Source organism: Blastococcus sp. SYSU DS0753 (genome assembly GCF_054051175.1).
On record NZ_JBJHAT010000013.1, the window covers coordinates 28,854 to 52,322 of the forward strand.

Sequence of the window (23,469 nt, forward strand, 5' to 3'; positions counted from 1 at the left end):
GACGCCGGCCAGGAAACCCCTGGCCGGCGTCCGGCGCGTTCCGAACCGCCCAGGTACCGACTGCCGGTGGTGCTGGTGGCGCTGCTCGTCCTCCTCGGGCTGGTGGCCGCCGACGTCGTTCTCGTGTCGACGCGGATCGACTCCGTGGCGGTCGACCTCGCGGGCGGTTCCGGTGACGCCGACGGGCGGACGTGGGTCATCGTCGGCCTGGACTCCCGCGAGCGGCTCCCCGCGGGTGCCGACCCGCGCGACTTCGGCACCGTGGAGGCGGTGCCGGGCAGCCGGGCGGACGTCGTCCTGGTCGTGCACCAGACCGACACCGGGACCACTGCGTGGTCGGTGCCGCGCGACCTGCTCGTCCGTCACGGCCGCACCGCCAACCGGCTCGCCCTGAGCTGGCTGGACGGGCCGCAGGCCACCGTCGACGCGCTGTGCGGCCTCGGCATCCCCACTGACCACCTGCTGACCGTCGACCTCGCCGGCTTCGCCGAGGTGGTCGACGCCGCCGGGGGGCTGCACGTGGAGGTTCCCGAGCCGGTGCGCGACCCCGCCGCGGGGTTGCTGCTCGAGACGGCGGGTCGCACGCACGTCGACGGGGCGACCGCGCTCGCGCTCGTGCGCTCGCGCCATCCGGAGCACCTGGTCGATGGCGCCTGGGTCCCCGCACCCGTCGACCCGGACGGACGGGCGAGCGCGGCCGGCGACATCCTCGCCGCGCTGGCCACCCAGGTGCAGGCGTCGGGTGTGCAGCCCTGGCGGCTGCAGTCTGTGGCGTGGGCCGTCTCCGGCGCCCTGGCCGTGGACGGCGAGACCTCCGTGGTCGACCTGCTCGACCTGGCCCTCGCCGACGTCCGCGACGTGCGCGTGCTGCCCGTCGGCGACCCGGTGGGCTCCGGCCTGGCCCGCCTCCCGACGGCCGGCACCGCCGCCGCGCTGGCCGGGACCGGGCTCACCTGCGACGGCTGACGACCCGCCGAGGAGCCACCTCGGGGCGTGCGCGGGACCGGCTCCTGCCAGAATGGCGGGGTGACCGAGGCATTGCACTCCCCGTCGACCCAGCGGGTCAACCAGCCCGGCCGTGAAGAGGCCGTCGTCCGCGCCGGCGAGCACCCCGTGGAGCACGAGCAGCCCGAGGACTGGGGCTGGCACGGCGAGACCGGGAAGTGGGGCCAGATCGGCGGCTGGATCGCGACCGCGGTGATCCTGCTCTACCTGGTGGGCAACCACGAGGGCCGGGTGGAGGACCTCTGGCTGATCGGCCTCGCCGCCGTCATGGCGACGGTCCTCATCTGGGACATCCGCCGCAAGAAGACCGCCTGGCGCCGCTAGTTCCTTCGTCCGGGACGCCGCCACGGCGTCCCGGACGGCGAACGGCGCCGGCTCAAGTGACCGCGACGCCGATCGCCGCACCGATCAGGTAGGTGACGCCCGCCGCGGCGGCGCCGAACAGCAGTTGGCGCAGGCCCGCGTACCACCAGGGCCGTGGGGTGAAGCGCGAGGACAGCGCACCGGCCAGCAGCAGACCCAGACCCCCGCTGAGCAGAGCCACCCACAGGACCGGGGCCCCCAGGAAGTACGGCAGCAGCGGCAGCACGGCGCCCGTCGCGAAGGTCAGGAACGACGAGACCGCCGCCACCCGTGGGGAGGGGCGCTCCTCCGGGTTGACGCCCAGCTCGGCCAGCACGTGCAGCCGCAGGGCGATCTCCGGATCGGCCGACAGCTGCACGGCGACCTGCCGGGCCAGCCGCGCGTCCACCCCGCGGTCCTGCAGCATCGCGGTCAGCTCCGCGAGCTCGCCGGCGGGGTTGCGGGTGAGCTCCCGCCGCTCCTTCTCGATCTCGAGGTCCAGCTGCTCGTTCTGCGTCTTGACCGAGGTGTACTCGCCCAGCGCCATCGAGACCGCGCCGGCGACCAGGCTCGCCACGCCGGCCAGGACGATCGCGCGCGGTGCGGCGCCGCCCCCGCCGACCCCGGCGACCAGGGCCGTGTTGGTGACCAGGCCGTCCATGGCGCCGAACACCGCGGCCCGGAGCCAGCCGCCCGAGACGTCGCCGTGGGTGTGCTCGTGGGCCTCGGCGTCGGGCAGCGCCGTGCTCACTCCTGGTCGGCCTCGGCGCCCAGCGGCACCGGCTCCTCGACGGCCGGGACAGGGATCGCGACGGCCGGCACTCCCTCGACCCGGTCGGCGGCGGCGAGCTGACCGCAGGCGCCATCGATGTCCTGGCCCCGGGTGTCGCGCACGGTGGTCGCGACACCGGCCGCCCGCAGCCGGGCGACGAACTCCCGCTGCGCGGGCAGCGGGCTGGCGTCCCAGGGGCTGCCCGGCGTCGGGTTCAGCGGGATGAGGTTGACGTGCGCGAGCTTCCCGGCCAGCAGCTTCCCGAGGAGGTCGGCGCGGAACGGCTGGTCGTTGACGTCGCGGATGAGCGCGTACTCCACCGAGTAGCGCCGGCCGGTCTTCCGCGCGTAGGCGTCGGCGGCGTCGATGACCTCGCCGACCTTCCAGCGGGTGTTGATCGGCACCAGGGTGTCGCGCAGCTCGTCGTCGGGGGCGTGCAGGCTGACCGCGAGGGTGACGTTGCGCCCCTCCTCGGTGAGCCGGCGGATCGCCGGCACCAGGCCGACGGTCGAGACGGTGACCGACCGCTGCGAGAGGCCCAGTCCGTAAGGGGCGGTGCCGAGCAGCGCGTCGAGGGTCTTGCGCACCCGGGCGTAGTTGGCCAGCGGCTCCCCCATGCCCATGAACACCACGTTGGACAGCCGCCCGGGCCCACCGGCGACCTCCCCGTTGGCCATGTCCGCGGCGGCCGCAACCGCCTGGCCGATGATCTCGGCCGCGGAGAGGTTGCGGGTGAGCCCGGCCTGGCCGGTGGCGCAGAACGGGCAGGCCATGCCGCAGCCGGCCTGGCTGGAGATGCAGACGGTGGCGCGGTCGGGATACCGCATGAGGACGCTCTCCACGAGCGCCCCGTCGTGCAGCCGCCAGAGCGTCTTGCGGGTGCGACCGTTGTCCGCGGTCTGGTGGCGGACGACGGTCAGCAGCCCGGGCAGCAGGGCCTCGCGCAGCGACTCGCGGGCGGCGGCCGGGATGTCGGTCATCAGTGCGGTGTCGGTGACCCCGCGGTAGAAGTGCCGGGCGAGCTGGTCGGCCCGGAACGCCGGCTGGCCGAGCTCGGCCACCGCCGCGCGGGCCTCCTCGCGGGTGAGATCGGCGAGGTGGCGCGGCGGCTTGCCGCGGCGGGGGGCATCGAAGACCAGGGGCAGGGCAGTCATAACCACTCCATGGTCCCACTCCCCCGGGCCACCGGGGCCGGTCCGGAGACCGAACTCACGCGAGCGGGGTGAATCCCTGGCAGGGTCTGGGGCCATGAGCCGGCTGGACGACGTCGACCTGAGCCTCTCCCTGGACAAGAAGGAGGGGACGAAACAGCTGGCCGCGGCGCAGGAGCGCCTGGTCCATCTGCGCCTGCTGCTGGGCGGGCAGATCGGGCCGGGTGAGCTCGGCCCGCCGCTGCTGGTGCTGTTCGAGGGCTGGGACGCCTCGGGCAAGGGCGGCGCGATCCAGCGGCTGGTCGGCGAGCTCGACCCCCGGCACGTCCGGGTGGCGCAGTTCGCCGCTCCCACGAACGACGAGAAGCGGCACCACTTCCTGTGGCGGTTCTGGCCGGTCCTGCCCGGCTGGGGCGGCATGGCCGTGCTCGACCGCTCCTGGTACGGCCGGGTGCTGGTCGAGCGGGTGGAGGGCTTCGCCACGGAGGAGGCGTGGCGCCGGGCCTACCAGGAGATCGTCGACCTGGAGACCTCGCTGGCCGCCGAGGGCACCGTGCTGGTCAAGTTCTGGATGCACGTCTCCCCCGAGGAGCAGCTCCACCGCTTCGAGTCCCGTCGCACGAACCCCTACAAGGCGTGGAAGCTCACCGACGAGGACTGGCGCAACCGGGAGAAGCGCGGCGAGTACGAGGCGGCGGTCGAGGAGATGCTCGACCGCACCGACACCCCGGTGGCCCCGTGGCACGTCATCCCGGCCGACGACAAGCGGTGGGCGCGCGTGGCCGTCGTTCGCACCGTGTGCGAGGCCGTCGAGTCGGCGCTGCACGCCCGCGGCATCGACCCCGATCCCCCGCTGCACCGATGAGTTCCGGTCGGCGCGCCGGTCGGAAGGGCATGACCACCACGCTGTCGCTGCCCGTACCGGGCGCCACCCTCGTCTACGACGTCCGCGGCCCCCTCCCGGCCGAGGACGGACAGCCGCCGCTGCTGATGATCGGCCAGCCGATGGACGCGAGCGGGTTCGGCACGCTCGCCGGCCTCTTCCCCGAAAGGACCGTGGTCACCGTGGACCCGCGGGGCCTGGGCCGCAGCACGCGCACCGACGGGCGCACCGATCACGATCCCGCCCGTCAGGCCGAGGATCTCCACCTGCTCGTCGAGGCCCTCGGCGCCGGTCCGGTCGACGTCTTCGCCAGCAGCGGCGGCGCGGTGACCGCGCTCGCCTGGGTGGCCGAGCACCCCGGCGACGTGCGCACCCTGGTCGCGCACGAACCCCCGATCCTGTCGGTCCTGCCCGACGCCGAGCAGGCCTTCGCCGCCGAACGGCAGGTGCAGCTCACCTACGACAAGAGCGGCTGGGGTGCGGGCATGGCCGCGTTCATCGCGCTCACCTCGTGGCAGGGCGAGTTCACCGACGAAATCGCCGCCCCCGACCCGGCCGTCTTCGGGCTGCCTGCCGAGGACGACGGATCGCGTACCGACCCCCTGCTCTCGGGCGCCTCCAACGCGGTCACCGCCTTCCGGCCGGACGCCGAGGCGCTCCGGTCCGCGGCCAGCCGGGTGGTGATCGCCGCCGGGACCGAGTCCCAGGGAACGGTCACCTGGCGTACCGCCGAGGCGACCGCACGGCTCCTCGGCTCCGAGCTGGCCGTCTTCCCGAGCCACCACGGCGGGTTCATGGGCGGCGAGTTCGGCCAGCCCGGCCAGCCAGAGGAGTTCGCGGCGCGGCTGCGGGAGGTCCTCGCGGGCTAAGCGGGACCGGCGTGCTGCCGGATCCACGCGTGCATGGCGATCCCGGCGGCGACGCCCGCGTTGATCGAGCGGGTCGAGCCGAACTGGGCGATCGAGACGGTGAGCGCCGCGCCGCCGCGCGCCTCCTCGGTGAGCCCCGGCCCCTCCTGGCCGAACAGCAGCACGCAGCGCTCGGGCAGCTCGGTGGTCTCGAGCGGGACCGCGCCGGGCCCGTTGTCGACGGCGACGACGGTGAGCCCCTGCCGGACCGCGAATGTCAGCAGCTCACCCACGTCGACGTGGTGGCGGAGGTGCTGGTACCGGTCGGTGACCATCGCCCCGCGCCGGTTCCACCGCCGTCGGCCCACCACGTGCACCTCAGCCGCGAGGAAGGCGTTGGCGGTGCGCACCACCGTTCCGATGTTCAGGTCGTGGCCGAAGTTCTCGATGGCGACGTGGAAGGGGTGCCGGCGCCGGTCGAGGTCGGCCACGATCGCCTCGACCGTCCAGTAGCGGTACCGGTCCACGACGTTGCGCCGGTCGCCCTCGGCGAGCAGCTGCGGGTCGTAGCGGGGGTCGTCCGGCCACGGCCCCGCCCACGGGCCGACGCCGACGGTCGTCCCCCAGTCGGTGGGGCCGGGCAGTTCGTCGTCGTGCACCCAGGGAGGATCGCAGGGGTGAGCACCGACGTCCTCCTGCACCTCCTGGAGCCGGCGCGGTGGCGCGCCGCCCTGCGGCAGGGGTCGATCCAGCCCGGCCCGGGCGGATTCGTCCACCTGTCGACGCCCGACCAGGTGCAGCTGCCCGCGCAGCGGCTGTCCCCCGGCCGCCGCGACCTCGTCCTGCTGGTCATCGACCCGGCGCGGCTCCGGCCCCGTCCCGGGTCCCACCCTGAGGCTGCGAAGGGTGGGGAGGAGGGGGTCCTTTCCCTCTACGGCGCCCTGCCGACGTCGGCCGTGGTCGCCGTCGTGCCCCACCGGCCGCCCGCGCCGCTCATCCTCCCCGCTCCCGACGACGCACTCGGGCGGGCGCTCGCGCTGTACACGTCCATCCCGCTCCGCCGGGCGATCGGTGTGGGCGACGTACCGGGCGGTGTCGCGGTGCTCGACCCGGACTTCCCGCACTCGCGGGACAACAACCGGCTGGTGCTCACCGGACCGGTGGACGCCGGCACCGTCGAGGCAGCGGCCGAGGAGGTGGGCGGCAACGCCGGCTGGACGCACCTCGCCGCACTGCTCGCCTGGCCGGGCGCCGGTCCGGTCGCCGCCGACCTCGCGGCCCGTGGCTGGAACGTCGAGGAGCTGGTGCTGATGGGCCGCTCCACGGCGCTCCCGGTGCCGGCTGCGGCGGTCGCAGCCGAGGTGGTGGACCAGCACGAGGTGCACGACCTGTGGGAGCGGGGCTGGCGCCGGGACCTGGCGTCGCTCGGTGAAGGGCTGGAGCCGGTGGTGCGGCAGCTCGTCGGTCGCGAACAGCTCAACGACCGGGTGGTCGCGGTGACCGACGTGGTGGTGCGGGAGGACGGCCGGGTGGTGGCCGCCGCACAGCTGCGGGTCGACGGCGCGACGGCGGCGGTGGAGTCGGTGATGACCGAGCCGGCCGCACGCGGGCGCGGGTACGGCGACGCGGTGCTCACCTGGGTACTGGGGCTGGCCGCCGAGGCCGGCTGCGACCTGGTCGTGCTGGAGGCCTCGGGCGACGACTGGCCGCGGCACTGGTACGCCCGCCGCGGGTTCACCGAGCTGGGGTCGACCTGGGCGGTCGACCGGCCTGCCTAGACCGGCGCGAGCACCGTCAGCAGCACGTAGGCGACGGCTGCGGACGGCAGCAGCGAGTCCAGCCGGTCCATGATCCCGCCGTGGCCGGGCAGCAGGTCGCCCATGTCCTTGATGCCGAGGTCGCGCTTGATGAGCGACTCGGCGAGGTCACCCACGGTCGCGGAGACGGCGAGCGCCGCGCCGAAGACCAGCCCGCCCCACCAGGGGGCGCCCAGGCCGAGGACCAGGATCGGCGTCGCCACGAGCATGCAGGTGAGCACCGAGCCCGCCATGCCCTCCCACGACTTCTTGGGGCTGATCGACGGCGCCATCGGGTGCTTGCCGAGCATCACCCCGGCGGCGTAACCACCGACGTCGCTGGCCACCACCGTGGCGATGAAGGCGATCACCCGCAGCGCGCCGTCGACGGGCACCAGGAGCAGCACGGCGAAACCGGCCAGCAGCGGCACGTAGAGCGCGACCAGCACCCCGGCGGCCGCATCCCTCCGGTAGCCGACCGGCCCGCCTGCCAGCCGCCACAGCAAGACCGCCAGCGCGGTGAGGAAGAAGCCGGCCAGCAGGCCGGTCGGGCCGCGCGTCCAGGCGAGGGCCTCCATGGCGAAGGCCCCCACGAGCAGCGGGACCAGCGGGGCGGAGAACCCGCCCTTGCCCAGGGCCCGGGTGATCTCGACGACGGCGACGAGGATCGCCGCGACGAGCACGCCCAGGAACGCCGGCCGCCAGAGGAGCAGCGACAGCAGGACGAGCGCGACCAGACTCACCCCGACGCCGATGGCCGCGCGCAGGTTCCGCCCGGCCCGGCTCACCGGCTGCTCCGTGGTGGGGAGCTGCGCGACCTCCTCGGGCAGGGGCAGAGCCGTGGAGGTGGGGACGTCATCGGGCTCGGCCACCTCGCTGTCGTCCGGGACCGGGACCGGCTGGCGCGGCGGGAGCGGCGGCAGCGGACGCGAGGCCGCGATCGGGACCGGCCCGGTGTCGCCGTCCCGACGGCGCTCGCCCGACATCGGGCCGCCGCGCCGCGGGAACGGCTGACCCCCCGGGCGCAGGGCACCCGGGCGGTCGGCGGAGGGAGACGACATGGTCGTGCGGCGGCCGGCGAGGTCAGACCTCGAGCAGCTCGCTCTCCTTGTTCTTCATCGCCTCGTCGACCTGCGCCACGTGCTGCTCGGTGAGGTGGTCGAGCTCCTTCTCGGCGCGGCGCACCTCGTCCTCACCGGCCTCGCCGTCCTTGGCGATGCGGTCGAGCTCGTCCTTGGCCCGGCGCCGGATGTTCCGGATCGCCACCTTGGCATCCTCGCCCTTGGCGCGGGCCTGCTTCACCAGGTCGCGGCGCCGCTCCTCGGTCAGCTGGGGGAACACCACCCGCAGGATCTGGCCGTCGTTGGTCGGGTTGACGCCCAGGTCGCTGTCGCGGATGGCCTTCTCGATGGCCGTCAGCTGGCTCATGTCGTAGGGCTTGATGACCGCCATGCGCGCCTCGGGCACGGTGATCGACGCCATCTGCGGCACCGGCGTGTAGGCGCCGTAGTAGTCGACCATGATCTTGTTGAACATCGAGGGGGCGGCCCGGCCGGTGCGCACCGACCCCAGGTCCTCCCGTGCCACCGAGAGGGCCTTGTCCATCCGCTCCTCGGCGTCGAGCAGGGTGTCGTCGATCACGGGGTGTCCCTCCTGCGGCGGTTGTCGTCCCGCCGGCGTCCTCGTCTGTGCGCGACCGGTGCGGCCGGCGTCAGGCCGGCTGGCTGATCAGCGTGCCGATCCTCTCACCTGCGGTGGCGCGGGCGATGTTGCCGTCGCGCAGCAGGTCGAACACCACGATCGGCATCTTGTTGTCCATGCAGAGGCTGATCGCCGTCGCGTCCGCCACCTTCAGCTGCTTGGCCAGCACCGTCGCGTAGTCCAGGTCCTGGTACATGACGGCGTCCGGGTTGGTGCGCGGGTCGTCGTCGTAGACGCCGTCGACGCCGTTCTTGCCCATGAGCAGGACCTGGCACTCGATCTCCAGCGCCCGCTGCGCGGCGACGGTGTCGGTGGAGAAGTAGGGCATCCCGGCGCCGGCGCCGAAGATGACCAGCCGCCCCTTCTCCAGGTGCCGGATGGCCTTGCGCGGAATGTAGGGCTCGGCGACCTGGCCCATGGTGATCGCGGACTGCACCCGGGTCTCCAGGCCCGCCTTCTCGCAGAAGTCCTGCAGCGCGAGGCAGTTCATGACCGTGCCGAGCATGCCCATGTAGTCGGCCTTGGTGCGGTCCATGCCGGCCTGGGACAGCTCCGCGCCACGGAAGAAGTTGCCGCCACCCATCACGACGGCGACCTGCGTGCCCCGCGAGACGACCTCGGCGAGCTGCTCCGCGATGCCCCGCACGATGTCGGCGTCGACGCCGACCTTGCCGCCGCCGAAGGACTCACCGGAGAGCTTGAGCAGCACCCGCTGGTAGCCGCTGCCGTCGGCCGGCTGGAAGGCGGTGGGGGCGGAGAGCGGCGCGGTGGTGTCGGTCAACGAATCATCCCTGGAGTGGTCGATGGGTGCTGTCGGTGGTGTGTGATCCTGCCGCATCCCGCTGCCCGGCTCCTGCCGAGCGGGGGGCGTCCGCACAGACGACCGGCCCCGTCCCACGAGGGAACGGGGCCGGTCATCCGTACCGGGTGCGGCTCAGGCCTGGCCGACCTCGAAGCGCGCGAAGCGCTCGACGGTCAGGCCGGCCTCGTCGACGATCTGCTTGACCGTGCGCTTGGGCTCGGTGATCGACGGCTGCTCGAGGAGGACGAAGTCCTTGTAGTAGGCGTTGACCCGACCCTCGACGATCTTGGAGATCGCCTGCTCGGGCTTGCCCTCCTCCTTGGCGGTCTGCTCGGCCACGCGGCGCTCGGTCTCGACCGCCTCGGCCGGGACCTCGTCGCGGCTGAGGTAGCGCGGCCGCGCGGCGGCGATGTGCATCGCCAGGCTGCGGGCGGCGTCCTCGCTGCCACCGGAGTACTGCACGGCGACACCGATGGCCGGGGGCAGGTCGGTGGCCCGCTTGTGCAGGTAGACGGCGGTGGTGCCGTCGAAGGCGACGAAGCGCGAGAGGACCAGCTTCTCGCCGATGCGGGCGGACTCGCCCTCGACGAGCTTCTCGACGGTCTGCCCGTCGGCCTCGGTGCTCAGCAGCGCCGCGGCGTCGGCCGCCTTGTTCTCGAGGCCGATCGCGAGCAGCCGCTCGGCGAGGGCGACGAAGTCGGCGTTCTTCGCGACGAAGTCGGTCTCGCAGTCGAGCTCGAGCAGGGCGCCGTCCTTGCTGACGACGATGCCGTTGGTGGTCGAGCGCTCCAGGCGCTTGCCGACGTCCTTGGCACCCTTGACCCGGAGCAGCTCGACGGCCTTGTCGTACTCGCCGTCGGCCTCGGTCAGGGCCTTCTTGGCGTCCATCATGCCGGCGCCGGTGGCGTCGCGGAGACGCTTGACGTCGGCAGCGGTGAAGGCAGGCATGTCTCTTCCCTCTGGTCGGGTGGTGCGTGCTGTGGAACGGCCGTGCGGCGGCGCCGCCCTCCCGCCGATCAGCGGGAGGACGGCGCCGGACCGTCAGACGGCGTTGGTCTCCTTGCCACCGGTGGTGGCGGGGACGTCCTCGACCGGGGCGACCTCGCCGACGGTGACGTCGGCCGGCTGCGCCGGGGTCTCCGGCAGCGGGGTGGCGGTGGCGTCGGCGTCGGCCGGCGCGGCAGCGGCGTCGCCACCGCCGGTGAGCAGCTCGCGCTCCCAGTCGGCCAGCGGCTCGCCGGCGCCGACGGCCGGCTCGCCGCCGTCCTCACGACCGGCGTTGGCCTGCGCGGCCGACCGGGCCATGAGCCCCTCGGCGACGGCGTCGGCGATGACCCGGGTCAGCACCGTGATGCTGCGGATCGCGTCGTCGTTGCCCGGGATCTTGTAGTCGACCTCGTCGGGGTCGCAGTTGGTGTCCAGGATCGCGACGACCGGGATGTTGAGCTTGCGCGCCTCGCCGACGGCGATGTGCTCCTTCTTGGTGTCCACGATCCAGATGGCGCTGGGCACCTTCTGCATGTCGCGGATACCGCCGAGGCTGCGCTCGAGCTTGGCCTTCTCGCGGCTGAGGACCAGCTGCTCCTTCTTGGAGAGGCTGACCAGCACGCCGGTCTGCTCCTGGTCCTCGAGCTCCTTGAGGCGCTGGAGGCGCTTGTGCACGGTCTGGAAGTTGGTGAGCATGCCGCCCAGCCAGCGCTGGTTCACGTAGGGCATGCCGACGCGCGTCGCCTGCTCGGCGACGACTTCCTGCGCCTGGCGCTTGGTGCCGACGAAGAGGATCGAGCCACCGTGCGCGACCGTCTGCTTGACGAACTCGTAGGCGTTGTCGATGTACCCGAGCGTCTGCTGCAGGTCGATGATGTAGATGCCGTTGCGCTCGGTGAAGATGAAGCGCTTCATCTTCGGGTTCCAGCGACGGGTCTGGTGCCCGAAGTGCACGCCGCTGTCGAGCAGCTGCTTCATGCTGACGACTGCCATATCGCAGCCCTTCTGCTCCGCGCGCGACCGAGGCCGCACGCATTCCGGTTGTCGCGGGCACCGGGTGGTGCACCGCCCTGGCGCCCTGCGGCACCACTCACCCGGCTGGGCCGGGACCGAGGTGGCGACTGCCCCGCCGATCGGCGGGAAGAGGACGCGCGAAGTCGACCCGCTCGCACGGGCCGCACCGGTCAGCATACCCGTCCACAGGCGCTGCTCGTCCGCCGGTCGGATCGCCGCCGGCATGCCACGCTGCCCCTCCGGAACCGGCCCGTCCCGCCGGTCGACGAGGAGGTCCACCCGTGAGCGTTGCGCCGGACAGCACGGAGCGCAGCCCCCGGTCCCAGACGCGGCTGCAGCGAGCCGTCCGGCTCGTGATCCTCGGGGTGCTGCCCACCGTCGTGGCCGCCTCGATCCTGGACGACCGACTGGCCCGCCCGCTCGCCCACCTCATGCCCTCGGCCACCAGCGAGGCGCTGGGTGCCGCGGTGCTCCCGCTGCTCGTCGCCCTCGCCACCGTGGCCGGGGAGCAGCGGCGGGCGCGGGGCGCCCCCTATCCCCCGTGGCTGACCGGCCTGATCTGCGGCTTCGTCCTCGCGATGCTGCTGCTGGCGCCGCCGCCGGGCCGCGGTGGCACGGGGAACTCGGTCGTGCACGACACCGTGCCGGTCTTCGTCACGGGCACGTGGGTGGGCTACGCGGCGCTGGCCGCCGGCTGGTTGGTGACCATGCAGCTGCGCAGCGCACGCGAGGAACGGGACTTCCGGCGGGGCCGGCTCGACCTCGCGCTCCCGCCCGCCCCGCCCGACGGCCGGGACGCGATCCTGCTCGGCCTCGCCGTGGCGTACGCGGTGCCCGTCAGCGTGCTCGTGGCGGTCCTCGCCGTCGGGTAGCGCGGCGGTGGCTGCCCCACCCGCCGTCCACAGCGCCGACAGGCGTCCACAGGCGACGCCGGGCGCCCTCCACCGGACCGCGGGGCGGCCAGCATCGAGGGGTGCCCTACCGCGCCGCGCCCTTCGCCGCCTTGCTCCTCGGTCTGGTGACGCTGGCCGGAGGCGTCCCCGCAGCGGCCGCGCCCGAGCGGGTCGTCGAGACCCGGCTGGAATCGATCTGGAGCCCTCCCCTGCCCGGCGAGCCCGTGGTCGGCCGGCCGTTCGAGCCGCCGCCGCACCGGTACGGGCCGGGGCACCGTGGAGTGGATCTCGCGGGTGCACCCGGCTGCCCCGTCCTGGCCGCGGGGGACGGGGTGGTCGTCTTCGCGGGGATGGTCGCCGGGCGGCCGGTGGTCAGCGTCGACCACCTCGGCGGGCTGCGGACGACCTACGAACCGGTGACGCCGTCGGTGGGCGCCGGCCAGGCGGTCGCCCGCGGAGCCGTGCTCGGCGTGCTGGCGACCGGGCACACCGGCTGCCGGGCGCCCGCCTGCCTCCACTGGGGTCTGCGCCGCGGTGAGGACTACCTGGACCCGATGTCACTCCTCCGGTCTCCGCAGGTCCGGCTGCTGCCCCTCGGCACAGGCGTCAGCCCGGACGCCGGGCGCTCCAGACCGTCCAGCGGTCGGCCTCCTCCAGCGGCCCGTCGGGCAGCCTGGTTCGCAGGGCCTGGACCAGCTCGGCGAGCTCGCCGTCGGTCAGCTCGTGGAGGATCGAGCGGCCGGTGCGGGCGGTGATCTCCGCCAGGTAGGGCTCCGGGCCTGGATACCGGCGACGGACCTCCCACAGCGACGTGGTGCCGACGTCGCCGAAGCCGGCCGCGGTGAGGGTCGCCAGGAACTCCACGGGGTCAGGTCGACGACGGTCCTCGACGTCCAGCAACCGCGGGAAGACCTCGAACAGCCAGCCTCGCGGGTGGCCGGGCGAGCCCGGCTGGGCGACGTCGTCGGCGGTGCGGTCCTGAACGAGGTAGGTACCACCGGGCCGGAGCAGCCGGAACGCCTCGGCGGCAACAGCCGACGGATCGGGCGTGTGGTGCACCAGCGCCCGTTCGAAGACGACGTCGGCGCAGGCGTCCGGTAGTCCGGTGGCGGTCGCCTCCCCGACGGTGAACTCGACGCCGGGGAGACCGCCGTGATCAGCGCGCGCGGAGACGAGGATCGGCCGGCTGGAGTCGACGCCGATGACGCGAACGGCGCCGAGCTCGTGCCATGCGCGGGTGTAGGGGCCCCCGCCGCAGCCGACGTCCACGACCACGGCGCCCGTCGGCTCGACCAGCCGACTGACGGTGTCGCGCCAGGAGGCGTCCACTTCCCGGCCCGAGTACGTCCGCCGGTTCCTGGCGTCGTGGAAGTCGATGGGCACGCGCCGCCTCCAGGTTCGCGCGGCCGATGCTCCGAGCATAGGACGTTCCGCATCCCGCCGACCGACAGCCGGTGACGGATCGTGCACCGCGAGCAGGCGCAGATCCCCGACGAGCCGGTGACCCGGCGCTACCGTCGGGGAGTGCGATTTGGACGCAAGCGGGCCGCGAAGTCCCGCGCGGGCGAGCCGACCGGCGCTCCGGCTGCCACGAACGAGCCGGTCGAGGGTGGGCCCGTCGAGGGCGGCCAGGATCCCGACCAGGTGCTCCGCGACCTGCGCCGGGTGATCGACACGTTCGGCTGGGCGGTCCTGCACGGCGGCGGCAACCCCGGCGAACCGCGGTACTCCTACACCGTGGGGCTCGCTGCCTGGCAGCACCCCGAGGTCATCGTGGTCGGGCTGCCCTTCCCCGCCGCAGAGAAGTACCTGAACCTGGTCGGCGAGGCCGTCCGCGCCGGGGCGCGTTTCATCCCCGGAGCGGCGACGACCGCACTCACCGACGCCGACTCCCCCGTGGTGTTCCTCCGCGTCGAGGAGACCGAGCGGCTCACCGTGGTCGAGCAGCTCCACGGCTCGGTGGACGCGCTGCAGCTGGTGTGGCCGGACTCCACCGGCCGGCTCCCCTGGCAGGAGGGGCACCGCAACCCGCCGGGGACCCAGCCCCTGCTGGGCCCCCGGACGGGGGACGAGCCCGCCGGGGACTGAGGGCCGGGGCGCACGCACGGACACGGCGACGGACGGGAGCTCGTCGTCGAGCCGCGCCTGGCCGCGGGCGAGGGCTCGGGGAGGCCGTGCTGAGTCACCAGAGAGACCACGACCGGTCGAACTGCACGTACAGGAGGACCCGCTCTCCGATGACGTGGATCCCAGTGCAGACGCGGCGCCGATCGAGCAGGCTGCGCGCCCTGCACACCTCCTGCGGCAGGCCGACGCTCGCCGCCAGGTCCGCGGCTGACTGACCGCGGGGCCCACGCAATGTCAGCTCGCGCCAGCAGCCACCGGACCCGCACGCCACCTCCTCCCGCGCGACCGTGACACCGGTGGGGAGCGCGGGGGTGTCCGAGGACGGCGGAACGGCGCCCTCGTCGAACGCCAGCCGCAACGTGGGCGCGGCGAGGACCAGAGCGGTGGCCACCGCGAGCACGGCGGACCACACCCGCAGCGATCGCCGGGACCGCAGCGCGCGGCCGCGCATCGCGGACGCACGAGATGACGAACCGCTGCCGTGCTGCCGAGGCAAGACGACTGCCCAGCTGTCGTCAGGGGATCGGCCTCAGGCGATGTCGGCGAGCTTGGTGCGCAGGTGCAGGACCGCCTTGGTGTGCAGCTGGCAGATCCGGCTCTCGGTCACGCCGAGCACCCGGCCGATGTCGGCGAGCGTCAGGCCCTCGAAGTAGTAGAGGGAGACGACGACCTTCTCCCGCTCGGGCAGCTGCTCGACGGCGCGGGCCAGCAGCTGCCGGGCCTCGCCGTGCTCCGCCATCGCCTGCGGGTCCAGCGCGCTGGGGTCCCGGAGCGTGTCACCGAGGCGCGGGGAGCCGCCGTCGTCGTCGGTGAGCAGCTCGTCGAGCGCGACGACGTTGACCAGGGAGAGCTGGCCGAGGAACTTCCGGATGTCCTCGACGTCCATGTCCATGGCGTTGGCGACCTCTTCGTCGCTCGGCGTCCGGTGCAACTTGCTCTCGAGCTCGGCGACGGTGCGCTCGAAGGCGCGCGCCTTGACGCGGACCGACCGCGGGATCCAGTCGGTGTTGCGGAGCTCGTCGATGATCGCGCCGCGGATGCGCGCCATCGCGTAGCTCTCGAACTTCACCTCGCGGGTCGGCTCGTAGCGGGTGATGGCGTCGATCAGCCCGAACGTGCCGTAGGAGATGAGGTCGGCCTGCTCCACGTGTGCGGGCAGACCGCTGCCCACCCGGCCGGCGACGTACTTCACCAGCGGCGCGTAGTGCAGGATCAGCCGGTCGCGCAGCCCGGAGTCCCGGCCCTCGACGTACCGCGCCCACAGGTCGGCCAGCAGGGCATCGCGGTCGTCATCGGACCCGTCGATGCGATGGATGGTTGCCTCAGACACGGTCGCGCTCCTCGGTCGTGCTGCGCGGGCACCGTCCGTGGTCCCGCGTGGTCATGACTGCCGCCGCAGGTCCCGCCCTCCGGCCGCCCGCCTCAGGCACGGGGATGCGCCTGGGCGTGGACCGCACGGAGCCGTTCGACCGTCACGTGCGTGTAGATCTGTGTCGTCGCGAGGCTAGCGTGGCCAAGCAGCTCCTGTACGGAACGCAGGTCCGCGCCGCCCTCGAGCACGTGCGTGGCGGCGGAGTGCCGCAGCCCGTGCGGGCCGATGTCCGGCGCACCCGGGACGTCGGCCGTCGCGGCGTGCACGGTGCGGCGGGCCTCGCGTGCGTCGAGCCGGCCCCCCCGCAGACCGAGCAGCAGCGCCGGACCGGAGTCCGGCCGGGCCAGCGCCGGCCGCCCGCGGGTGAGCCAGGCGTCCAGCGCCCGCTCCGCGGGGACGCCGTAGGGCACGCTGCGCTCCTTGCGCCCCTTGCCCAGCACCCGCAGCAGCCGGCGGCCCCGGTCGACGTCGTCGACGTCGAGCCCCACGAGCTCGCTGACCCGGATGCCGCTGGCGTAGAGCAGCTCGAGGACGACGGCGTCGCGCAACCGCGCCGGGTCGTCGGCCCCCGCCGCGGTCTCCACGAGCGCCCGCGCCTGATCGGGGGCGAGCACGTCGGGCAGGGTGCGGAGCGCCTTCGGGCTCACCAGGCGCTGTCCGACATCCTCGGGGGTCATGCCGGCCCGGCGCAGCCAGGCGGTGAACGAGCGCGCCGCCGAGGCGTGCCGGGCGGTGGTCGACCGGCTGTGCCCGCGGGTGCGCCCCTGGGCGAGCCAGCTGCGCAGGGTGGCGAGGTCGAGGTCGTGCGGCTGGGTGCCGCTGCGCCGGGCCAGGTGGTCCAGCAGCCGGGCGACGTCGCCGACGTAGCTGCGCACGGTGTTCGCCGACAGGTCGCGCTGCCCGGTCAGGTGCTCCTCGTAGCCGGCCAGCGCCTCGGCCAGCGCGGGCGGGAGCCCGGCGCGGACCTCGTCGGTGCTGGGGGTGGCCACGACTGCACCGTCCGTCGGTGCCCGGCCCCGGTCAAGCCGCCGCGCCGGGCGGCTTCGCCCGCGGGGCCAGCCGCCAGCCGGTGCCGGTCCACTCCACGAGGTCGGCGATCTCCAGGGCGGGCAGCACCCGCAGCACCTCCAGGACGTCGCACCCCGCCGTCCGGGCCAGCCGCTCCGGGCTCACGCCGATGCGCACCGGGCAGGCGTCGAGCACCCGGGCGGCGAGGTCGGAGAGCCCGTCCCGCGGGGACACCGGGCGCTCGACCGGGGGCGCCAGGTCGTCGCCGATGCGGCCGACCGCCTCGATGACCTGCGCGGCCGACGTCACCAGGGCCGCCTCGGACTGCCCGTCCCGGAGCAGCTCGTGGCAGCCGACCGACAGGGCACTGGTCACCGGCCCGGGCACCACGAGCACCGGGCGGCCCAGCTTCCGAGCGCGCGCGGCCGTCGCCAGGGCCCCGGATCGGGCGGCCGCCTCGACGACGACCGTTCCGCAGGTCAGCGCCGCGATGAGCCGGTTGCGGACGAGGAAGCGGTGCCGCAGCGGGGCGCAGCCGGGTGGCCACTCGCTCACCAGCAGGCCCGTCTCGGCGATCCGGTGGAACAGCGCCCCGTGGCCCGCCGGGTAGGGGCGGTCCACCCCGCAGGAGAGGACCGCGACCGTGGGCGCCCCCGCGGCCAGCGCTCCCCGGTGCGCGGCGCCGTCGATCCCGTAGGCACCCCCCGAGAGGACGGTCCAGCCCCGCTCGCCCAGCTGGTGGCCCAGCTCCGCGGCCACGTGCTCGCCGTAGGCGCTGGCGGCGCGGGCGCCCACCACGCCGACCGAGCGGGCGGTCACCTCGTCGAGCCGGGCCGGTCCGCGCACCCACAGCGCGAGGGGCGGAACGAGCGCCAGCGTGCGGTCGGTCTGCTCCCGACGGTCGAGCGGTTCCTCCGCGACCGCGACCGTGAGCGCGTGGAGCTGGAACGCCGGCCACTCGTCGTCCTCGGGCACGACCACCCGGGCGTCGCACCGCTCGGCGCGGCGCAGGTCGGCCAGGCTTGCTTCCTCTTCCGCGCGGGCGCCGACCAGCGAGCGGATACCGGCCGGTGCGGCACCGGTCCGGAGCCGCCGCACCGCCTCGACCGGGCCGACGTCCTCGACGTAGCGCCAGAGGTCGACGGTGCCCGGTTCGACCGCCCGGGTCAGCCACGCCCGCGCCCGGCGGACCCCCGGGTGCACCACCCCGCTTACCGCCGGCGCGGCGGCCGCGTCCTCCAGGTCCTCTTCGAGGGTGGTCACGCCGCCGCCCGCTGGAGCCGCATGCCGAGGGCCTCGGCGACGTCGTCGGCGTGGGGCACGGTCCGGCCGGCGAGGTCGGCCAACGTCCAGGCGACCCTCACCACCCGGTCGAAGCCCCGCACCGAGATGGCGCCGCGCTCCAGCGCCCGCTCAGCCAGCCGCAGCGCCGGGCGCGGGATCGCGAACGGCTCGCGCAGCAGGCGGCCTGGCACCTCGCTGTTGAGGGCGTGGCCGGTGCCGGCCAGCCGCTCCCGCGCCGCGGCACGCGCCCGGGCCACCCGCTGGGCGACGTCGGCGGTGGACTCCGGGGCGGGCAGCCCGTCCAGCCAGGCCGCCCGGGTGACCGGAGGCAGCTCGACCCGCAGGTCGACCCGGTCGAGCAGCGGACCGGACAGCCGCGACTGGTAGCGCCGCCGTACCAGCGGGCTGCAGGTGCAGGCAGTGTCACCGGCGGCGGTGGCGCACGGGCAGGGGTTCGCGGCCAGCACGAGCTGCGCGCGGCACGGGAACGTGGCGGCGCCGGCGGCCCGCTGGATGGTCACCTGCCCGCGCTCCAGCGGCTGGCGCAGGGTGTCCAGCACCGCGCGGGGGAACTCCGGCGCCTCGTCCAGGAACAGCACGCCGCGATGGGCCCGGCAGAGCGCGCCCGGCCGGATCTGGCCGGAGCCGCCGCCGATGAGCGCCGCCATCGTCGCGGAGTGGTGCGGCGCCTCGAACGTCGGCCGGGTGACCAGCGGCGCCTCCGGCGGAAGGGTGCCGGCGACGGAGTGGATGGCGGTGACCTCGAGCGCCGCCTCCTCGTCCAGCGGCGGGAGCAGCCCGGGCAGGCGCTCGGCGAGCATGGTCTTGCCGGCGCCGGGTGGTCCGGCCAGGTAGAGGTGGTGCCCACCCGCGGCGGCGACTTCCACCGCCCGGCGGCCCGCGGCCTGCCCGACGACGTCCCCGAGGTCGGGGACCGGCGGCTGCGGCGGCACCGCGCCCCGACCGTGCGGCACCAGCCGCTCGGTGCCCGTCAGGTGCGCGACGAGCTGGGTGAGCGTGCCGACGCCGAGCACTTCGACCCGATCCACCAGGGCGGCCTCGGCGGCGTTCGCGACGGGGACGACGACCTGCGCGTGCCCGGCCCGCGCGGCGGCCAGGACGGCCGGCAGGACTCCGCGGATGGCGCGCACCGACCCGTCCAGCCCCAGCTCGCCGAGGAGCACGAGCCGGTCCACGGCCCGCCGCCGCACGGCGCCGGCCGCGGCCAGCACTGCGGCGGCCAGCGCCAGGTCGAACCCGCTCCCCTGCTTGGGCATCGAGGCCGGCGACAGGCCGATGGTGACCCGGCGGGCGGGGAACTCGCCCCCGGCGTTGGCGATCGCCGCGCGCACCCGGTCGACCGACTGGCGGACCACGGCGTCGGGCAGCCCGACGAGGACGACGCCGGGCAGCCCGGCGGCGATGTCCACCTCGACCTCGACCATCGCGCCGCGGACCCCGGCGAGACCGACCGACCAGGTGCGGGCGAGGGTCACGAGAACGCCCCGCGCAGGTGGGTGACGACCGCCGGGCGCTCGGGGCGCGCCAGCACGCCCACGACGTCGAACCGCACCTCCGGTGCGTGCTCGTCGTGCGCCGCCAGCCAGCGCTGCGCCAGCACCCGCAGCCGCCGCTGCTTGGCCGGCGTGACCGCCTCGACGGGAGAGCCGTACCCGGTGCCCCGCCTGGTCTTCACCTCGCAGAAGACCAGGGCGTCGCCCTCCCGGGCGACGACGTCGAGCTCACCCTCGCGGCAGCGCCAGTTGCGATCGAGGACCTGCAGTCCGCGGTCGGTCAGGTAGGCGACGGCGATCCGCTCGCCGTGGGCGCCGAGTTCGGTGGTGGGAGGCACCCCTCGACCGTGCCGCTCCGGGGGCGGCGGGCAAAGGGGCGGCGGCGGTCTGTGGATGACGCCGCCGGGTGTGGACGGCTAGGGCAGGCGCGGGCCGTCCGGCAGCTCGAGGTCGGGTTTGTCGAGCTCCTCGACGTTGACGTCCTTGAACGTCAGCACCCGCACGTTCCGCACGAACCGGGCGGGCCGGTACATGTCCCACACCCAGGCGTCGGAGAGCTTGAGCTCGAAGTAGATCTCTCCCCCGGCCTCCCGCACCTGCAGGTCCACGGAGTTGGCCAGGTAGAACCGGCGCTCGGTCTCCACCACGTAGGTGAACTGCCGGACGATGTCCCGGTACTCGCGATAGAGCTGCAGCTCCATCTCGGTCTCGTACTTCTCGAGGTCCTCGGTGCTCATCGGTCCTCGGTGCTCGTCAGGGCTCGGGACACAGGGCGCATGGCCCCATCATCGACCATGGCGGTGCGACCGGTCAGGTGGGTGGTCCGCGCGGCGTGCAGGTCGCGGGCCCGGGCGACGTTGACGTACCGCATCCGGTGCTCCGGGCAGGGGCCGTGCCGCTCCAGCGCGGCGGTGTGCACGTCGGTGATGTAGCCCTTGTGGCCCGCGAAGTCGTACTCGGGCCAGCGCTCGTGCAGCTCGGCCATGATCCGGTCGCGGGTGACCTTGGCGAGCACCGAGGCGGCGGCGACGCAGGCGGCCACCCGGTCGCCCTTCCAGACCGCCAGCCCCGGGCGCGCGAGCCCGGGCACGGGGAAGCCGTCGGTCAGCACGTAGTCCGGGCCGGGGTCCAGCGTGCTGACCGCGCGGCGCAGCGCCTCGATGTTGGTGACGTGCATGCCCCTGGCGTCGAGGTCCTCGACCGGCAGGACGACGACCGACCAGGAGACGGCGCGCTGCACGATCTCCTCGTAGACGCGCTCGCGGGTGGCTGCGGTGAGCAGCTTGGAGTCGGCCAGCCCCGGCACCCGGCCGCGGCGCCCCGCGGGCAGCACGCAGGCCGCGGCGACCAGCGGACCGGCGCAGGCCCCGCGGCCGGCTTCGTCGGCTCCGGCGACGGTCTCGAAGCCGCGGCGTCGCAGCGCGCGCTCCATGTCCCACAACGCGTCGGGCTGGTCGTCGGCGACCGTCCTCCGGGCACGCACCACCGGCGCGGATCGAGGGTGGGTGGGACGAGCAGCCATCGCGGCACGACAGTACGACGACGGGCGCGGGGACGACGCCCGCCCCCGGACGCCCCGCGGGCCGGCTCCCAGGAGTTCGGGAGCCGGCCCACGGAGCCGTCGGAGGATCGGTCAGAGGTCGGCGGTCGCCTCGGGGGCGGGCGCCGGCAGGGAGTGGGCTCCACAGGTGCAGCCCGGCGTGCGGTTGGAGAGCACCAGCGACACCGCGTGGGCCCGGTCGCGGGCACCCAGCTTGCGCAGGATCGCCTTGACGTGGGACTTGACGGTGTCCTCGCTGATGAAGAGATTGCGGCCGATCTGCCGGTTGGACAGCCCCTGGAGCAGCTCGTCCAGGACGTCCTGCTCCCGGCGGGTCAGCGGCACCTCGGGTGCGAACGGCTTCGCCGCGGGCACGGCCGAGGGCTCCACCCGGCGGATCTGCGGGTCGACGACGACCCGGCCGGCGCGGGCGGCCAGGACCGCCCAGCCGAGCAGCGTCGGGGACGTGTTGATCATCAGGTAGCCGCGGATGCCGGCGGCCAGCGCCTCGTTGACCACGGCCGGGTCCTCCGAGGTCGCCAGGGCGACGATCGCGACCCGGGGGAAGCGGCGACGCAGGTCGCGGCAGGCGTTCAGCGTGGCCGGCCGGCCGGAGCCCAGCTCCACCACGACCGCATCGGGGCGTGCCGTCTCGACGAGGGTGAGGGCCCGCCGCAGCTCGCCGGGCGTGCCCACCGCCTGCATGCCGGCGGTCTCGTTGACCATGCTGACCAACCCGCGACGCAGGACGGGCGCGTCGGCGAGGAGGAGCACGCGGGTGACACCGCGTGCGGTGCTCGCCATGGGTGCGGACACGACTGACTCCGTTTCACTTCCGAGTAGGTTTTTCAATCTCTGCATCGGAAGGGTGAAACGGTTGCTTTAATGCTTTTCCAACCTTTCCTTCAGCCGTTATCGGCATCCGGAACGGTGCAATGCGTGAGTCACAGCCGTAACGGCGCGACCATTAGCGGGACGGCGGCACGCTCCTGGGCCACCGGCGCCGGCGCCAGGCGCTGATCGGCACGGCGCCGGCCAGCCCGGCCGCCCACGGCAGCACCGCCAGCGCCGCCCCGGCCGGGACCGGGGCCGGCTCACCGGCGGGCGCACCTGCCGCCGCCTCGACGCCCTGGATGTCCGGCGAGTCCAGCAGGCCGAACCGGTCCAGCGGCCACACGATGACCGCCGCCTTGCCGATGACGTCGTCGACGGCGATGGTGCCGGCGTACTCGTCGCCCATGTGGGAGCGCGAGTCCGCGGACGCCGAGCGGTGGTCGCCCATGACCCAGAGCCGCCCCTCGGGCACGGTCACCGGGCCGAACGCGCGTCGCTCGATGGGCGTGTCCTCGAAGATGTAGGGCTCCTCGAGCGGCTCGCCGTCCACGGTGACCCGGCCCTCGAGGTCGCAGCACTGCACCGTCTGGCCCTCGGTGGCGATCACCCGCTTGACGAAGTCGTCCTCGCTGGGCGGCGCGACGCCGATGGTGCGCCCCACCCACAGCAGCGCGCCGGTGAACCAGTTGTCCGGCTCGTCCACCGAGATCTCCGGCGTCCAGGTGTCGGGGCCGCGGAAGACGACGATGTCGCCGGGCTCGGGCTCGCCGAACCAGTACGGCACCTTGTTGACCAGCACCCGGTCGCCGGTGCAGCCGGTGCAGCCGTGCAGGGTCTGCTCCATCGACCCGGAGGGGATGAAGAACGCCTGCACGAAGAAGGTCTTGACCACCAGGGCCAGCACGAAGGCGATCAGCAGCAGGACGGGCAGCTCCCGCAGCAGCGAGCCCTTCTTCGCGTCCTCGTCCCGGCGACGGCGCCGGCCGGGCTTCTCGGCGGCCGGCGCACCGTCGTGCGTCTCGTCGGGCTCGTCGGGTTCGCCCGGAACGACGTCGGCGGGCCCCCCGGGCCGGTCGCTGCTCATCAGGAGCAAGCGTACGGCGCAGGGGACCCGCCGAGATCCAGCCGGTCGGGCCGGCTGCAGGCGTGTCCTCGCGAGGAGGTCAGCGCGCGACGGTCTCGCGCTTCTCCTTGATCTTGGCGGCCTTGCCGCGCAGCTCGCGGAGGTAGTAGAGCTTGGCGCGGCGCACGTCACCGCGGGTGAGCACCTCGATCTTCTCGACGACCGGGGTGTGCACCGGGAAGGTGCGCTCCACGCCGACGCCGAAGCTCACCTTGCGCACGGTGAAGGTCTCGCGGATGCCCCCGCCCTGGCGGCGGATGACGACGCCCTGGAAGACCTGGATGCGGGAGCGGTTGCCCTCGATGACGCGGACGTGCACCTTGACGGTGTCACCCGGGCGGAACGAGGGGATGTCGTCGCGCAGCGAGTCGGCGTCGAGTGCGTCCAGGGTGTTCATCTCGGCAGTCCTCAGTCTCAGATGGCTCGTTCTCGGTTCGGACAGCGGAACGCCCCGGCTGTCCGTTCCGGGGTGC

27 protein-coding genes and 1 pseudogene are annotated in these 23,469 nt (G+C 74.2%); 8 read left to right on the forward strand and 20 right to left on the reverse strand.

Features of this window, described 5'->3' with window-relative positions; translation table 11 throughout:
- Positions 1-66: 66 nt before the first annotated feature.
- Together ACI799_RS11790 and ACI799_RS11795 are read left to right on the forward strand one after the other, a co-directional pair.
- Complete coding sequence (locus ACI799_RS11790) at positions 67-966, forward strand: LCP family protein (RefSeq protein ID WP_456613124.1); 900 nt, start codon at positions 67-69, stop codon at positions 964-966.
- A gap of 60 nt (positions 967-1,026) precedes the next feature.
- Positions 1,027-1,329: a DUF2631 domain-containing protein gene (locus tag ACI799_RS11795; protein WP_456588774.1), complete on the forward strand. Its 303-nt coding sequence runs from the start codon at positions 1,027-1,029 to the stop codon at positions 1,327-1,329.
- A 52-nt stretch (positions 1,330-1,381) separates the two neighbouring features.
- On the opposite strand, the gene ACI799_RS11800 is transcribed toward ACI799_RS11795, so the two are convergent.
- Positions 1,382-2,098 carry a VIT1/CCC1 transporter family protein gene (locus ACI799_RS11800; protein WP_456588775.1) on the reverse strand — a complete coding sequence of 239 codons (717 nt, stop codon included), beginning with the start codon at positions 2,096-2,098 and terminating at the stop codon, positions 1,382-1,384.
- Positions 2,095-3,273, reverse strand: coding sequence for a 23S rRNA (adenine(2503)-C(2))-methyltransferase RlmN (rlmN, locus tag ACI799_RS11805; protein ID WP_456613125.1), 1,179 nt, complete (start codon positions 3,271-3,273; stop codon positions 2,095-2,097). Before rlmN ends, ACI799_RS11800 begins: the two co-directional genes overlap by 4 nt.
- A gap of 94 nt (positions 3,274-3,367) precedes the next feature.
- Between rlmN and ACI799_RS11810 the strand changes: the two genes are divergently transcribed.
- A complete protein-coding gene (locus ACI799_RS11810; protein WP_456613126.1) occupies positions 3,368-4,135 on the forward strand; it encodes a polyphosphate kinase 2 family protein in 768 nt (255 codons plus the stop codon).
- A gap of 29 nt (positions 4,136-4,164) precedes the next feature.
- Positions 4,165-5,022 carry an alpha/beta fold hydrolase gene (locus ACI799_RS11815; RefSeq protein ID WP_456588778.1) on the forward strand — a complete coding sequence of 286 codons (858 nt, stop codon included), beginning with the start codon at positions 4,165-4,167 and terminating at the stop codon, positions 5,020-5,022.
- Here ACI799_RS11815 and ACI799_RS11820 read toward each other — a convergent pair.
- Positions 5,019-5,660 (reverse strand): TrmH family RNA methyltransferase, encoded by a 642-nt coding sequence (locus ACI799_RS11820; RefSeq protein ID WP_456588779.1) that lies wholly within the window; start codon positions 5,658-5,660, stop codon positions 5,019-5,021. The genes ACI799_RS11815 and ACI799_RS11820 overlap by 4 nt on opposite strands.
- An 18-nt stretch (positions 5,661-5,678) precedes the next feature.
- Here ACI799_RS11820 and ACI799_RS11825 point away from each other — a divergent pair, with 18 nt between their 5' ends.
- Positions 5,679-6,779 (forward strand): GNAT family N-acetyltransferase, encoded by a 1,101-nt coding sequence (locus ACI799_RS11825; RefSeq protein WP_456588780.1) that lies wholly within the window; start codon positions 5,679-5,681, stop codon positions 6,777-6,779.
- On the opposite strand, the gene ACI799_RS11830 is transcribed toward ACI799_RS11825, so the two are convergent.
- From ACI799_RS11830 to rpsB, 5 genes are all read right to left on the reverse strand, one after another.
- Positions 6,776-7,669, reverse strand: coding sequence for a phosphatidate cytidylyltransferase (locus ACI799_RS11830; RefSeq protein ID WP_456588781.1), 894 nt, complete (start codon positions 7,667-7,669; stop codon positions 6,776-6,778). The two genes, ACI799_RS11825 and ACI799_RS11830, sit on opposite strands and share 4 nt — an antisense overlap.
- 211 nt (positions 7,670-7,880) lie before the next feature.
- Entirely contained in the window at positions 7,881-8,438 is a 558-nt protein-coding gene (frr, locus tag ACI799_RS11835) for a ribosome recycling factor (protein WP_456588782.1), read from the reverse strand.
- A gap of 70 nt (positions 8,439-8,508) precedes the next feature.
- Positions 8,509-9,279 carry a UMP kinase gene (gene pyrH / locus ACI799_RS11840; protein WP_456588783.1) on the reverse strand — a complete coding sequence of 257 codons (771 nt, stop codon included), beginning with the start codon at positions 9,277-9,279 and terminating at the stop codon, positions 8,509-8,511.
- A gap of 153 nt (positions 9,280-9,432) precedes the next feature.
- Positions 9,433-10,248, reverse strand: coding sequence for a translation elongation factor Ts (gene tsf / locus ACI799_RS11845; RefSeq protein WP_456588784.1), 816 nt, complete (start codon positions 10,246-10,248; stop codon positions 9,433-9,435).
- Between the two features lie 93 nt (positions 10,249-10,341).
- Positions 10,342-11,280, reverse strand: a complete 939-nt coding sequence (gene rpsB, locus ACI799_RS11850) for a 30S ribosomal protein S2 (RefSeq protein WP_456588785.1) — start codon at positions 11,278-11,280, stop codon at positions 10,342-10,344.
- Between the two features lie 302 nt (positions 11,281-11,582).
- On the opposite strand from rpsB, the gene ACI799_RS11855 reads away from it, so the two are divergent.
- Both ACI799_RS11855 and ACI799_RS11860 read left to right on the forward strand, forming a co-directional pair.
- Positions 11,583-12,173 carry a hypothetical protein gene (locus ACI799_RS11855; RefSeq protein WP_456613127.1) on the forward strand — a complete coding sequence of 197 codons (591 nt, stop codon included), beginning with the start codon at positions 11,583-11,585 and terminating at the stop codon, positions 12,171-12,173.
- 302 nt (positions 12,174-12,475) lie between these two features.
- Positions 12,476-12,736 (forward strand): annotated as a pseudogene (locus ACI799_RS11860) (M23 family metallopeptidase); the annotation flags it as partial.
- Positions 12,737-12,800: 64 nt separating this feature from the next.
- On the opposite strand, the gene ACI799_RS11865 reads toward ACI799_RS11860, so the two are convergent.
- On the reverse strand, positions 12,801-13,577 hold the full coding sequence (locus ACI799_RS11865; RefSeq protein WP_456588787.1) for a class I SAM-dependent methyltransferase: 777 nt from the start codon (positions 13,575-13,577) through the stop codon (positions 12,801-12,803).
- Between the two features lie 81 nt (positions 13,578-13,658).
- Between ACI799_RS11865 and ACI799_RS11870 the strand changes: the two genes are divergently transcribed.
- The gene (locus ACI799_RS11870) at positions 13,659-14,282 is read left to right on the forward strand and encodes a DUF4262 domain-containing protein (protein ID WP_456613128.1); all 624 of its coding nucleotides are present in this window, start codon (positions 13,659-13,661) and stop codon (positions 14,280-14,282) included.
- Between the two features lie 94 nt (positions 14,283-14,376).
- On the opposite strand, the gene ACI799_RS11875 is transcribed toward ACI799_RS11870, so the two are convergent.
- From ACI799_RS11875 to rplS, 11 genes are all read right to left on the reverse strand, one after another.
- Entirely contained in the window at positions 14,377-14,772 is a 396-nt protein-coding gene (locus ACI799_RS11875; RefSeq protein ID WP_456613129.1) for a hypothetical protein, read from the reverse strand.
- 78 nt (positions 14,773-14,850) lie between these two features.
- Positions 14,851-15,651 (reverse strand): RNA polymerase sigma factor WhiG, encoded by an 801-nt coding sequence (gene whiG / locus ACI799_RS11880; protein ID WP_456613130.1) that lies wholly within the window; start codon positions 15,649-15,651, stop codon positions 14,851-14,853.
- Positions 15,652-15,743: 92 nt separating this feature from the next.
- On the reverse strand, positions 15,744-16,682 hold the full coding sequence (locus ACI799_RS11885; protein WP_456588791.1) for a tyrosine recombinase XerC: 939 nt from the start codon (positions 16,680-16,682) through the stop codon (positions 15,744-15,746).
- A gap of 31 nt (positions 16,683-16,713) precedes the next feature.
- On the reverse strand, positions 16,714-17,964 hold the full coding sequence (dprA, locus tag ACI799_RS11890) for a DNA-processing protein DprA (protein WP_456588792.1): 1,251 nt from the start codon (positions 17,962-17,964) through the stop codon (positions 16,714-16,716).
- Complete coding sequence (locus ACI799_RS11895) at positions 17,961-19,481, reverse strand: YifB family Mg chelatase-like AAA ATPase (protein ID WP_456613131.1); 1,521 nt, start codon at positions 19,479-19,481, stop codon at positions 17,961-17,963. The genes dprA and ACI799_RS11895 overlap by 4 nt, the downstream gene beginning before the upstream one ends.
- Positions 19,478-19,837 carry a YraN family protein gene (locus tag ACI799_RS11900; protein ID WP_456596924.1) on the reverse strand — a complete coding sequence of 120 codons (360 nt, stop codon included), beginning with the start codon at positions 19,835-19,837 and terminating at the stop codon, positions 19,478-19,480. Before ACI799_RS11900 ends, ACI799_RS11895 begins: the two co-directional genes overlap by 4 nt.
- A 78-nt stretch (positions 19,838-19,915) precedes the next feature.
- Positions 19,916-20,236, reverse strand: coding sequence for a DUF2469 domain-containing protein (locus tag ACI799_RS11905; protein WP_347057571.1), 321 nt, complete (start codon positions 20,234-20,236; stop codon positions 19,916-19,918).
- Complete coding sequence (locus ACI799_RS11910; RefSeq protein ID WP_456599885.1) at positions 20,233-21,021, reverse strand: ribonuclease HII; 789 nt, start codon at positions 21,019-21,021, stop codon at positions 20,233-20,235. Before ACI799_RS11910 ends, ACI799_RS11905 begins: the two co-directional genes overlap by 4 nt.
- A 111-nt stretch (positions 21,022-21,132) precedes the next feature.
- Complete coding sequence (locus ACI799_RS11915; RefSeq protein ID WP_456588796.1) at positions 21,133-21,855, reverse strand: LuxR C-terminal-related transcriptional regulator; 723 nt, start codon at positions 21,853-21,855, stop codon at positions 21,133-21,135.
- Positions 21,856-22,006: 151 nt separating this feature from the next.
- Positions 22,007-22,957, reverse strand: coding sequence for a signal peptidase I (lepB, locus tag ACI799_RS11920; protein ID WP_456613132.1), 951 nt, complete (start codon positions 22,955-22,957; stop codon positions 22,007-22,009).
- A gap of 79 nt (positions 22,958-23,036) precedes the next feature.
- Positions 23,037-23,393, reverse strand: coding sequence for a 50S ribosomal protein L19 (gene rplS / locus ACI799_RS11925; RefSeq protein ID WP_091933693.1), 357 nt, complete (start codon positions 23,391-23,393; stop codon positions 23,037-23,039).
- Positions 23,394-23,469: the final 76 nt, after the last annotated feature.